The organism is Paramylibacter ulvae (assembly GCF_014652655.1).
In the GTDB taxonomy this organism is placed as follows: domain Bacteria; phylum Pseudomonadota; class Alphaproteobacteria; order Rhodobacterales; family Rhodobacteraceae; genus Amylibacter; species Amylibacter ulvae.
Window position 1 is genome coordinate 106,058 of sequence record NZ_BMZF01000009.1, and the last position, 12,963, is coordinate 119,020.

Genomic DNA, 12,963 nt, shown 5'->3' on the forward strand with positions numbered 1-12,963 from the left:
CAGCGGCGCGTTTTGCGCCAATCATGTCGGTAAATTATTTACCAATCGCGCGTTTCTGTGTTCTAGTAAGACAAACAAATTGAATGTGGAAATGTTATGTCTGACAAAATCACCTTTACCCTTGATGGGCGCGAAGTCACCGCAGACAAGGATGAAACCATTTGGTCCGTGGCCAAACGGGAAGGAACAACAATTCCCCATCTCTGCCATTCTGGTGAAAAGGGCTATCGTTCGGACGGTAACTGTCGCGCCTGTATGGTCGAAATTGATGGCGAGCGTACATTGGCCGCATCCTGCATTCGCACACCAACCGATGGCATGGTGGTGAAATCAGAATCCGCGCGCGCAGAAAATGCGCGCAAATTGGTGATGGAATTGCTTGTCGCTGATCAACCGGCCCAAGATCAGGCACATGATAAATCTTCGCATCTGTGGGATATGGCCGCGATGCAAGGCGTAAGTGAGAGCCGTTTTCCCGCAATTGAAAAAAACCGAGTGCCGTTGCTCGATGATAGCCATGTCGCGATGAAGGTGAATTTGGATGCCTGTATTCAATGTAACCTGTGCGTGCGTGCCTGTCGCGAAGTGCAGGTCAATGATGTGATTGGCATGGCGGGTCGCGGGCACGACGCCAAAATCGTTTTTGATATGGATGACCCCATGGGCGCGTCATCTTGTGTGGCATGTGGTGAATGTGTGCAAGCCTGCCCAACGGGTGCATTGATGCCATCAAGCGTAGTTGACGAAAACCAGATCGGCGATAGCAATGATTTCGACCGCGAGGTAAAATCCGTTTGCCCATTTTGTGGTGTTGGTTGTCAAATCAGCCTTAAAATCAAAGATGAAAAGGTTGCATGGGTTGATGGTATTGATGGCCCCGCCAATGAAAATCGTTTGTGTGTGAAAGGGCGGTTTGGGTTCGATTACATCGATCACGCGCACCGTCTGACCAAACCGTTGATCCGTTTGGAAAACGCACCAAAGGGTTTGAATGTTGACCCCTCTAATCCATTCACCCATTTTCGCGAAGCAACATGGGATGAAGCATTAGACGCCGCCGCAAGCGGCATGGCAAAATTGCGCGATAGCGTTGGCGGCAATGCAATTGCGGGGTTTGGTTCTGCCAAATGCACCAACGAAGAGGCTTATTTATTTCAAAAGCTGATCCGCCAAGGATTTGGGCATAACAACGTCGATCACTGTACGCGGTTGTGTCACGCTTCATCCGTTGCGGCGTTGATGGAAAACGTCGGATCGGGCGCGGTGACGGCGACATTTAACGAAATTGAAAACGCGGATGTGGCGATCGTGATTGGTGCTAACCCCACCGAAAATCACCCCGTTGCGGCAACCTATTTCAAACAATTCGCTAAACGTGGTGGCAAGCTGATCGTGATGGATCCACGCGGTCAGGCATTAAAACGTCATGCGTCGCATATGTTGCAATTCCGCCCGGGTGCGGATGTTTCCATGTTGAATGCAATCATGCATGTGATCATCGAAGAAGAGCTGTTTGATAACGATTATATCAAAAACCACACCGAAAATTGGCAAGCGCAAAAAGAGCATCTTGCCGATTTCAGTCCTGAAAAAATGGCACCGATTTGCGGCATCGATGCGGATACCCTGCGCGATGTGGCGCGTGTGTTTGCGGGTGCCAAGGCAGGGATGATTTTTTGGGGGATGGGGATTTCCCAACATATTCACGGCACGGACAATTCGCGCTGTTTGATTTCACTGGCATTTATGACAGGCAATGTTGGTAAATCGGGTGCGGGTCTGCATCCGTTGCGTGGACAAAATAACGTTCAGGGTGCGTCTGATGCGGGGCTGATCCCGATGTTCTTGCCGGATTACCAACCTGTTGGTGACGATGGCGTGCGATCCGCCTTTACCGAAGTTTGGAAATCGGATGATTTTTCATCTGAAAAAGGTCTGACAGTTGTTGAAATTATCGAAGCAATCCATGCTGGTGACATTCGATCCATGTATATCTTGGGCGAAAATCCCGCGATGTCCGACCCCGATGTCGATCACGCCCGCGCCGCTTTGGCCAAGCTAGAACATTTGGTGGTGCAGGATATTTTTCTGACAGAAACGGCAAATTACGCCGATGTAGTTTTACCCGCATCTGCGTTCGCGGAAAAAACGGGGACCGTGACAAATACGAACCGTCAGGTGCAGATGGGGCGCCCCGCGATCAATCCACCGGGGGATGCGCGTGAAGATTGGGCAATCACGGTTGAATTGGCAAAACGGCTAGGGCTGAATTGGGATTATACGCACCCATCCCAAGTGTTTGGTGAAATGGCGCTGAATATGGAATCGCTTTCCAACATCACATGGGAACGGTTGGAGCGTGAAAACGTTGTAACCTATCCCAGCCTTTCACCGACCGATCCTGGGCAAGCGATTGTTTTTGGCGATGGGTTTCCACGCGCCGATGGTCGTGGAAAATTTACACCAGCGAGCATTATTGCACCCGATGATGTACCAGATGAAGAATATCCGATGATCCTGACAACGGGTCGTCAATTGGAACATTGGCATACAGGTTCAATGACGCGCCGTGCGAGCGTTTTGGATGCGGTTGAACCGGAGGCAAACTGTTCACTTCATCCGCGCACATTACACAAATTGGGCGTAGATGCAGGCGGCATTGTGCGGCTGACCACAAAGCGCGGGTCGATCACTGTAATGGCACGGGCTGACCGCGCCGTGTCTGAGGATATGGTATTTCTGCCATTTGCATATGTCGAAGCGGCGGCGAATATTTTGACCAATTCTGCACTTGATCCATACGGTAAAATTCCAGAGTTCAAGTTTTCCGCTGTACGTGTGGAAAAGGCAGATCAAATTGCGGCAGAATAATGTGGATTAGATGCGTTGATAGCCGCGTTTCATCGCGGTTTCACGCACCTTGTCTGCGGCGCTAGATGCGCTAACCAAATCTGGAAACAGTTGGATAATTTGCCGTCCATGCCGCCCAACGCGACCCCATTCACGCACGACTGAAAATTCTTCGAACAAATTCGCGCAGATTTCCACGCGATAAAAGCTCGCGAAATCATGTGTTTGGTTAATTCTATGCAAGAGGCAGCTTGGCATAGGGTGATTCTAGCAAGTGATGATTCGGGGCTCAAGCATTTTCGCATAAAAAAAGCCGCTCAAAGAGCGGCCTTTTTAAAACTGATCTCGCAATCAATTAACCCTGACGTGCCTTAAAGCGACGCTGTGTTTTGTTGATAACGTAAACACGGCCTTTGCGGCGCACGACACGACAATCGCGGTGGCGCGCTTTGAGCGAGCGAAGTGAGTTCTTGACCTTCATGGCCTTCTCCTTTGTCGTGGCGCCGGACGATGCCGATGCCTTTGAATTACTGGGCCACCCTCGGCGAGGATGGTGGGCGTAACTGGGATTGAACCAGTGACCCCTTCGATGTCAACGAAGTGCTCTCCCGCTGAGCTATACGCCCGATATAACCAAGGGGAAAACCCCTTAACGAGCGGCTTCTATAGAAGGGTTGTGAAAATTGATCAAGGGCTTTTGCGAAAACAATGAATAGGTTATGACAGAAACATGACAAATTACGTATTTTCCCTGTCTTTGCCGACAAATTGGACCAGTTCAACGGTGTTTAGCTCGCCACACAGCGGGCGGGATTATACGGATTCGTATTTTGAAAAATCGAATCTGTCTCGCAATCATCTGCGAAGCTCAGAAGATGCGTTTGTGGATGAGCTGTTTTCAAGTGCGCCAGAATCAGGTGCGCCTTTGATGGCGGCGGTCATGCCACGGGCGTTCATTGATTTAAATCGCGGTGCAGATGAATTGGATAGCGCGATTATCGAAGATGTGAAACCGACCAAGGGCAATCCGCGAACCGCAGCTGGTTTGGGGGTTATCCCACGCGTGGTATCGCAAGGGCGGGCAATCCAATCGGGCAAGATTTCAAACCATGACGCGCTTGATAGGATCGCAAAATATTACGAACCCTATCACCAGCGATTAAATGGCCTGTTGAAACAAACCACAGACGCATTTGGTGAATCATTGCTGATTGATTGCCATTCCATGCCCCACACAGCGCTTGATAATATTTCGGTGCGCGGTGGATCGCGCCCCGATGTGATTATCGGGGATCGTTTTGGTTCGGCCTGTGCGCCCGAAATCGCGGATCAGGTGGAGGCTGCATTTCGCAGACAGGATTTCGTCGTCGCGCGAAATTTGCCATTTGCGGGGGCTTATATTTTGCGTGAATATGGCCGCCCAACACAGCGGCGCAATGCGGTGCAGGTGGAAATTGATCGTGCTCTTTATTTGAACGAAGCGTCTGTTACCAAAAACGAGCAGTTTGATTTGATCAAGCGTCGGATTGATCGGGTCGTTTTGGAATTGGCAAAGATTTCGCAAGCGCCGCTAAAATTTGCGGCCGAATGATCAGCGCAACGAACGCCCCTTAACAATTGCATCATTGCCAAATTTTTTACGAATTGCGTCGGTTGCACGTTCCTTTGCCGCCAGTGCCTTGTCGTCCTGTTCCAAGAGGTCATTGAATTGATCTGCGAATTCTTCGCTATCAAGGTTACTAATACCCACACCGATCAGACGAAATGGGCCAAGGGGTATAACATCATCAAGCATGCGACGTGCGTGTTTATAAATGCGTTCGGCCATTTGGGTTGGTTCGCGCAATGTGATGCGGCGCGTGACGCTTTGAAAATTACTTTGCTTTACTTTGATCGTGACCACATGGCCCGATTGGCCTTTGGCCTTGGCGCGCATAGACACTTGTTCAGCCAGCCGCCATAGGTGGCCGTCTAAGATATCAATGCTTGCGGTGTCCTCATCGAATGTTGTTTCTTTGGAAATGCTTTTGACCTTGGCGCGTTGCGATACGTGGCGATTGTCGATGCCGCGACACAGGTGCCAAAGGTGATCGCCAAGCGTTCCATAACGGTTTGCCAAATCTTTGCGCTCATAACGGCGAAGATCACTTATGGTGCGAATGCCATCGCGCTCAAGATGGGATTGGGTCACCTTGCCCACACCCCAAATTTTCTTAATAGGTAAAGGCGCCAGCAAAGATTCCGTTTCCGCTACACCGATGATTGAAAACCCACGTGGTTTATCCAAATCAGATGCCAATTTTGCCAAGAATTTATTATGTGATAAACCAATCGAACCAGACAGCTGCAATTCAGTTTCCATACGTTTGATCAAACGCGCCATTGATAATGCGGGCGGTTCACCATGTAGGTGTTCGGTTCCTGACAGATCCATGAATGCTTCGTCTAGTGATAGCGGTTCCACCACGGGCGTGAGCGCATCCATCATTTCACGAATTTCTTTGGATGCGGCGACATATGCATCCATGCGCGGGCGCACGACCACGGCTTCTGGGCAGACTTTCAATGCCTTGAACATTGGCATCGCGGAATGCACGCCTTTGATCCGCGCGATATAACAGGCGGTTGAAACAACACCACGGGTGCCACCGCCAATGATGACGGGTTTGTCGCGCAATTCTGGATTGTCGCGTTTTTCAACCGAGGCATAAAATGCATCGCAATCCATATGCGCGATGTTGAGTGAAAATAATTCATCATGCGCGATTACGCGCGGCGACCCACATTTGGGGCAGCGGTTTTTATCGGGGATTGCGGATAGACAATCGCGGCACAAAGCTTGGCGTTTCATGGCGCGATTATCTGCGTAGTTTAGACTTTTTGCAACTCTGCCAATACGGCCATTGCCGCATCTTTGGGGTTTTTCGCAGCCCAAATGGGGCGACCCATCACAATGTGATCGGCACCATCACCAATAGCCGATGCAGGTGTTGCAATACGTTTTTGATCACCCGCATCACCACCTGTTGGGCGCACGCCTGGGGTTACAATCAATTTTCCGTTCGCTTCTGGCAGGGCGCGGATTAATGCGGCCTCTTGTGGGCTGGCGATGACACCATCGGCACCCGCAAGTAATGCAAGGCGTGCGCGTTCCACAACCAATTTTTGAATGTCGCCCGTTTGAATGAGGCAATCATCAAGATCGCCGCGATCAAGGGATGTAAGGATTGTGACCGCCAAGATTTTTAAATTGGTATCACCGCGCCCTGCAATGGCGGCACGCACCACATGTGGATCACCGTGAACGGTCAAAAAATCCAGATCAAATTGTGCTATACCTGATACTGCCTTTTGGACCGTTGCACCGATGTCGAAGAATTTCATATCAAGAAAAACGCGTTTGCCGTTTTCTTTTAATTCATTTGCAAGCGCAAGCCCGCCACCCGTCAACATACCAAGCCCAATTTTATAAAAAGAGACACTGTTGCCAAGTTGTTCAACCAATTTCATTCCATCCAAAACATTTGGGACATCAAGGGCAACAATAAGGCGTTCATCGGCGTTCATCGGGGGCTCCTGTAAGTTTTGGCTGGTTTGTTGCAATCCGTTGGCGAAGTCAAGTTTTGCGAAGAGGATTGGATGCCTTGGGCGAGGATATTTTGAACATTTGGAAGTGAACACTTGCGAGCTGCACGAAGAGTTCTTATTTATTTTGAGAAGGCTTGCATCTGACGTGCCTAACATTGGGCGTCAAATTTCATAGCAAGTGCTTAACAAAGGAGATGAACATGGACTTTGAAAAGTTCACTGAACGGTCTCGGGGCATGATTAATGCTGCTCAGACCATTGCGATGCGCGAAAACCATCAACGATTTTCACCTGAACATTTGCTAAAAGCGCTGTTGGATGACAGCGAAGGTTTAGCCGCCAACCTGATCAAGGCATCGGGCGGCAACCCAGAGCGCGCGTTACAAGATGTTGACGCGAAGCTTGCCAAAATACCCAAGGTTACGGGCGATAGTGCGAGCATTTATTTGGATACCAAAACAAATAGGGTATTCGATGAGGCGCAGAAGTTGGCGCAAAAGGCAGGCGACAGCTTTGTACCTGTGGAACGGATGCTCACGGCGTTGTGCATTGTGAAAACAGATGCGCAAGAGGTTTTGAAAAACGCCGGTGTGAATGCACAAGGCTTAAATGCAGCGATCAATGATATTCGCAAAGGCCGCACCGCGGATAGCGCGAGTGCTGAGGATGGATATGATGCGTTGAAAAAATACGCACGTGATCTGACCGCGGCGGCGCGTGACGGCAAGATTGATCCGATCATTGGGCGCGACGAAGAAATTCGCCGCACGATGCAAGTATTGTCACGCCGAACCAAAAATAACCCCGTTTTGATTGGTGAACCCGGTGTTGGTAAAACAGCAATTGCCGAAGGTTTGGCGCTTCGTATTGTGAATGGTGATGTGCCAGAAAGTTTGCAAAACAAAACGCTGATGGCGTTGGATATGGGCGCATTGATTGCAGGTGCGAAATATCGTGGTGAATTTGAAGAGCGATTGAAGTCCATTTTAACCGAGGTCACAGAGGCCGCGGGCGAAATCATTTTGTTCATCGACGAAATGCACACGCTGGTTGGTGCAGGTAAATCAGAAGGTGCGATGGACGCATCGAACCTGTTGAAACCTGCATTGGCGCGTGGTGAATTGCACTGTGTTGGTGCGACTACGCTCGATGAATATCGCAAGCATGTTGAAAAAGACGCGGCATTGGCACGGCGTTTCCAGCCTGTGTTGGTTGAAGAGCCAACAGTTGCGGATACCATTTCAATTTTGCGCGGTATTAAGGAAAAATACGAGCTACACCATGGTATTCGCATTTCCGATAGCGCATTGGTTGCGGCGGCGACTTTGTCCGAACGTTATATCACCGATCGATTTTTGCCAGACAAAGCGATTGATTTGATGGACGAGGCCGCATCGCGGTTGCGTATGGAGGTTGATTCCAAGCCAGAAGCATTGGATGCAATTGATCGTGAGTTATTGCAAAAGCAAATCGAAGTGGAGGCGTTGAAATCCGAAACGGATGCGGCATCGCAGGATCGATTGAAAAAATTGCAAAAAGATGTATCTGAATTGCAGGAACAATCCAGTCAAATGACCGCAAAATGGCAAGGCGAGCGTGATAAGCTGGCTTCTGCTCGTGATATCAAAGAAGAGCTTGATGGCGCGCGCGTGGCATTTGAAAACGCAAAACGTGCGGGTGATTTGGGCAAGATGGGTGAATTGCAATACGGCGTCATTCCTGAATTGGAAAAGAAATTGTCAAAGGCCGAAGAAGCCGGCGACGATGTTATGGTCGAAGAGGCTGTGCGCCCAGAACAAATCGCATCGGTTGTCGAGCGTTGGACAGGTATTCCCGTTGATAAGATGCTGGAGGGCGAGCGCGAGAAGCTGTTGAAAATGGAAGACGCAATCGGCAAGCGCGTGATTGGACAATTTGATGCGGTACATGCTGTTTCAAATGCTGTGCGCCGTGCGCGTGCGGGTTTGAATGATCCTAAGCGACCGCTAGGTTCATTTATGTTTTTGGGGCCAACGGGTGTCGGTAAGACCGAGTTGACCAAAGCATTGGCCGAATATCTGTTTGATGACGATAGCGCGATGGTGCGGATTGATATGTCCGAGTTCATGGAAAAGCATTCGGTTGCGCGTCTGATCGGGGCACCTCCTGGATATGTTGGATATGACGAAGGCGGTGTGTTGACCGAGGCTGTGCGTCGTCGTCCATATCAAGTGTTGTTGTTTGATGAGGTCGAAAAGGCCCATCCAGATGTGTTCAACGTGTTGTTGCAGGTATTGGACGATGGGCAATTGACCGATGGTCAGGGGCGCACCGTTGATTTCAAACAAACCTTGATCATTTTAACATCGAACCTAGGATCGCAAGCGTTGAGCATTTTGCCCGATGGTCAAGATACCGAAGAAGCAAAAGGCCAAGTGATGGAAGCGGTGCGGGCGCATTTCCGCCCTGAATTCCTAAACCGTTTGGATGAAATCGTCCTGTTTGATCGGTTAAGCCGTGAAAATATGGACCGGATCGTTGATATCCAACTGGCGATTTTGGCCAAACGTTTGGAAGGGCGCAAAATTACACTTGATGTTGATGATGCCGCGCAAACGTGGCTCGCCGACCAAGGGTATGATCCCGTGTATGGGGCACGTCCGTTGAAACGAGTTATCCAAAAAGCACTGCAGGATGAGTTGGCCGAATTGTTGCTGTCTGGTGATGTGCTGGATGGCAGTGCGGTAAAAGTAACCGCAAATGACACGGGGTTGATTTTGAACGGTAAGTCAAAACCACCGCGAAAACCATCGGATGCAAAGATACACTAATATCTATGGCGGTCATTTTGGCCGCCATTTAGCTATCTATTGTAAATCGACAAAATGCCGTTAGATAGTCCGCATGGGCATGATCCTTCGTATGATATTTTTTGGGCTGGCGCGGCGCATTCTGGGGATACCTGGGATGATTATTGTTGGCGCGTTGCTCTATGCCTATTTCAAGTCAAATTTTTGATGCCAAAATTCCGCTGCCTAAAAAACTAGCACTTGCTACTGCTGTAATAGATCATAATGTGAAACCAAGTTGAAGCGGAGGAAGTTTCATGGGTTTCATTGGTAATATACTACAACTGATCGTCACGGTGTTTGTTGTCGCGCTCTGTTTTATCGTGATCGCCGCCATCATTATGTTTTTCATAGACCGTAACCAAACCGAGGATGCGGTGCGGCGTAATTATCCCGTTTTGGGGCGGTTTCGGTATTTATTCACCGAGTTGGGTGAATTTTTTCGCCAATATTTCTTTGCGATGGATCGCGAAGAAATGCCATTTAATCGTGCGCAGCGTGATTGGGTGGCGCGTGCATCAAAGGCCAAGGGGAATACCATTGCATTTGGTTCAACACGAAGCCTGACACAACCAGGTACAACGATATTTGTGAATGCCGCTTTCCCACCGCTGGATGAACAGGCTGCCAAAACCGAGCCATTGGAAATTGGCCCATATTGTAAGACCCCATTTATGGCACCGTCATTTTTCAACATTTCTGGCATGAGCTATGGTGCGTTATCAAAACCAGCGGTGCAGGCATTGAGTGCAGGCGCGAAAAAAGCGGGCATTTGGTTGAATACCGGCGAAGGTGGTTTGTCGCCGTATCATCTTGAGGGTGGTTGCGACATTGTTTATCAAATTGGTACAGCAAAATATGGCGTACGTGATCACGAGGGGAACCTGAGCGATGATAAACTTCGTGAGGTCGCCGCGCACCCACAGGTACGCATGTTTGAGATTAAACTGGCTCAAGGGGCAAAACCGGGCAAGGGTGGTATCCTGCCCGCATCCAAGGTGGATGCAGAGGTTGCCGCCATTCGTGGTATTCCAGAGGGCCAAGCCAGCATTTCACCAAACCGACACAAAGATATCGCCAATGCGGATGAACTGATCGACAAGATTATTCATATCCGCAAGGTCACGGGAAAACCCGTTGGCTATAAAACCGTGATGGGTGATTATTCGGCCATGGCCGAGTTTTTGGATCGTGTGGTTGCGCGGGGTATCGAACATGCGCCCGACTTTATTACACTGGATGGTGGGGATGGTGGTACGGGCGCCGCGCCGATGCCATTGATGGATCTGGTCGGTTCTCCATTGGCTGAAAGTTTACCGCGTGTATCGGATCTTCTCTATGAACGCGGATTGCGACAGCGTGTGCGATTAATTGCTTCGGGCAAGTTGATAAACCCATCTGATGTGGCATGGGCATTGGGGCTGGGCGCCGATTTTGTTGTATCTGCGCGTGGGTTTATGTTCTCGCTTGGCTGTATTCAGGCATTGAAATGTAACAAAAACACCTGCCCTACGGGGATCACCACACATGATCCGCGTTTCCAAAAAGGTTTGGTGCCGTTGGTGAAATCCGAAAAGGTTGCGAATTACGCAAATGGTGTCATCTACGAGGTGGAAACCATCGCGCATTCGGTCGGCGTAACAGAACCGCGCCAAATCAGACGCAAACATATTCGCGTCGTTCAGGCGAACGGGCGATCAATGTCACTGGCGCGTATGTATCCGCGCCCTGATGTGTTACCCGGCAACTAATTGAAAGATTTCCAACGTCTTTGTGAATGCGCTTGTTTTGTCTTTTTCAGGCAAGCGCATTAGGTCATTATGTGACAAAGGGAGCATTGAAATGACCAAGCTGAATTATTCTGACGTAACGCCCAAGGGTGAATTTTTAAACCGACGCAATATTATTGCGGGCGCGTTGGCTAGTACCGCATTACCCCAGATCGGATTTGCGAAATCACTCGACGCAGTGAAATCTGACTACACTGTGGATACCGAAATCACTCCCAGAGACGCGGCCACCACATATAATAACTTTTACGAATTTGGTACGGGCAAGGGCGACCCGCTTGCAAATGCACATACCCTCACAACCGATCCTTGGTCAGTTGAAATTGGCGGGATGGTCAATAATGCGGGTACCTATGGTTTGGATGACATCCTAAAGGATGTAACACTGGAAGAACGTATATATCGTTTTCGCTGTGTCGAAGCATGGTCAATGGTTGTGCCGTGGATCGGTTTTTCTTTGTCCGAACTTTTGAAAAAGGCTGATCCGCAATCGGGTGCCAAATATGTGGCCTTTGAAACGCTTTATCGCCCCGAAGAAATGCCCGGACAAAATAATAGCCGTTTTCCATACCCATATGTAGAAGGTCTCCGTCTGGACGAGGCGATGAATCCACTCGCGATGATCGCAACGGGTATGTATGGCGAAGAGCTTCCAAATCAAAACGGCGCACCATTACGATTGGTTGTACCGTGGAAATACGGATTTAAGTCGATCAAAAGCATCGTGAAAATCACGCTGACAGACGAACAACCACCCACCACTTGGAATTTGATCGCGGATAATGAATACGGTTTTTATTCCAATGTGAACCCAGAGGTGGATCACCCACGTTGGTCACAAGCATCCGAGCGCCCCATTGGTGGCGGACTGTTTGCCAAGCGTATTCCCACACTCATGTTCAATGGTTATGCAGACGAAGTCGCATCACTTTATTCAGGCATGGATTTGCGTACGAATTTTTAATTCGAAGCAAGGAATGAAGTGATATGTCGATGACCCAAACGCAGCGTTTGAATCAAGTTGTGAAAACAGTTCCAGCGTGGCCTATATATATAGTAGGCATTTTGCCAGGAGCTTGGCTGTTTTACCAAGCGGTTTCTAATAATCTGGGTGCTGACCCGTTAAAGGCGCTGGAACATCAGTTGGGTGAATGGGCATTACAACTGTTGATCGCTACACTCTTGATCACACCCTTGCGCGATCTGTTCAAAATCAACCTGATTAAATACCGTCGCGCGATTGGGCTGCTAGCATTCTTTTATGCGTTGGGTCATTTGCTGACCTATTTATGGCTGGATCAGCAATGGTGGTGGGCCGCGATTTGGAAAGATATTACCAAACGCCCCTATATCATCATTGGCATGGTTTCGTTTCTGGCGATGGTGCCGCTGGCAATCACGTCAAACAATCGATCTATCCGCAAACTTGGTCCGATAACTTGGCGCAAGCTACATCAACTAACCTATATCGTGGTGCCCTTGGCTGCGTTGCATTTCGTTTTGCTAAAAAAGACATGGCAGCTAGAGCCGATTCTGTATTTGTGCGTTGGATTGTTGCTTGTTGGGTATCGATTCTGGCGAAAGCGATCTGTTTGACCGCGATTTTGACTCGTTGGTTGGTTTGAATCTGTGTGTTTCGCTGATTCCGAGTCGTAAATTCGCTGAAACCGGGGTGAATCAAGCGGTGGTCACATGTGATTCATTGGTTGAGCTAGGGGATAGGCAGTATTTTAGCTTTATTTCACCCTTTTATGCTTTGTAAATGCGATCGCTTCGAACGCCATTTATCGATTAAATTTGTTTATTATCAGTATGTTGTATAAAATTTCAGAAAAGATGTGTATTTTTTGTAAAAAGGGGTTGCGGGTTTTGTTGGGTCACACTAAAAGCCCCCTTACCGGAAGGGA

The 12,963-nt window shown here is 49.1% G+C and carries 10 protein-coding genes and 1 tRNA gene; 6 read left to right on the forward strand and 5 right to left on the reverse strand.

Translation table 11 applies throughout. The features are described from left to right. Positions 1–96: 96 nt before the first annotated feature. A complete protein-coding gene (gene fdhF, locus IE094_RS13610) occupies positions 97–2,871 on the forward strand; it encodes a formate dehydrogenase subunit alpha (protein WP_189641266.1) in 2,775 nt (924 codons plus the stop codon). Positions 2,872–2,877: 6 nt separating this feature from the next. Here fdhF and IE094_RS13615 read toward each other — a convergent pair whose 3' ends face one another. From IE094_RS13615 to IE094_RS13625, 3 genes are all read right to left on the reverse strand, one after another. Then, on the reverse strand, positions 2,878–3,093 hold the full coding sequence (locus IE094_RS13615; RefSeq protein WP_229802352.1) for a WGR domain-containing protein: 216 nt from the start codon (positions 3,091–3,093) through the stop codon (positions 2,878–2,880). Between the two features lie 112 nt (positions 3,094–3,205). Then, complete coding sequence (gene ykgO, locus IE094_RS13620) at positions 3,206–3,331, reverse strand: type B 50S ribosomal protein L36 (protein WP_072746485.1); 126 nt, start codon at positions 3,329–3,331, stop codon at positions 3,206–3,208. 70 nt (positions 3,332–3,401) lie between these two features. After that, positions 3,402–3,476, reverse strand: a tRNA-Val gene (locus IE094_RS13625). 104 nt (positions 3,477–3,580) lie between these two features. Here IE094_RS13625 and IE094_RS13630 point away from each other — a divergent pair. After that, on the forward strand, positions 3,581–4,441 hold the full coding sequence (locus tag IE094_RS13630) for an N-formylglutamate amidohydrolase (protein WP_189641268.1): 861 nt from the start codon (positions 3,581–3,583) through the stop codon (positions 4,439–4,441). Here the strand turns inward: IE094_RS13630 and IE094_RS13635 are convergent, their stop codons facing one another. Beyond that, on the reverse strand, positions 4,442–5,701 hold the full coding sequence (locus IE094_RS13635) for a DNA polymerase IV (RefSeq protein WP_189641269.1): 1,260 nt from the start codon (positions 5,699–5,701) through the stop codon (positions 4,442–4,444). A 20-nt stretch (positions 5,702–5,721) separates the two neighbouring features. After that, on the reverse strand, positions 5,722–6,417 hold the full coding sequence (gene pyrF / locus IE094_RS13640; RefSeq protein WP_189641270.1) for an orotidine-5'-phosphate decarboxylase: 696 nt from the start codon (positions 6,415–6,417) through the stop codon (positions 5,722–5,724). A gap of 221 nt (positions 6,418–6,638) precedes the next feature. Here pyrF and clpB point away from each other — a divergent pair, with 221 nt between their 5' ends. From clpB to msrQ, 4 genes are all read left to right on the forward strand, one after another. Next, positions 6,639–9,248, forward strand: a complete 2,610-nt coding sequence (gene clpB, locus IE094_RS13645; protein WP_189641271.1) for an ATP-dependent chaperone ClpB — start codon at positions 6,639–6,641, stop codon at positions 9,246–9,248. 275 nt (positions 9,249–9,523) lie between these two features. Then, the gene (locus IE094_RS13650) at positions 9,524–11,017 is read left to right on the forward strand and encodes an FMN-binding glutamate synthase family protein (RefSeq protein ID WP_189641272.1); all 1,494 of its coding nucleotides are present in this window, start codon (positions 9,524–9,526) and stop codon (positions 11,015–11,017) included. Positions 11,018–11,108: 91 nt separating this feature from the next. Next, complete coding sequence (gene msrP, locus IE094_RS13655; protein ID WP_189641273.1) at positions 11,109–12,020, forward strand: protein-methionine-sulfoxide reductase catalytic subunit MsrP; 912 nt, start codon at positions 11,109–11,111, stop codon at positions 12,018–12,020. A gap of 23 nt (positions 12,021–12,043) precedes the next feature. Further along, the gene (gene msrQ, locus IE094_RS13660; protein ID WP_189641274.1) at positions 12,044–12,652 is read left to right on the forward strand and encodes a protein-methionine-sulfoxide reductase heme-binding subunit MsrQ; all 609 of its coding nucleotides are present in this window, start codon (positions 12,044–12,046) and stop codon (positions 12,650–12,652) included. Positions 12,653–12,963: the final 311 nt, after the last annotated feature.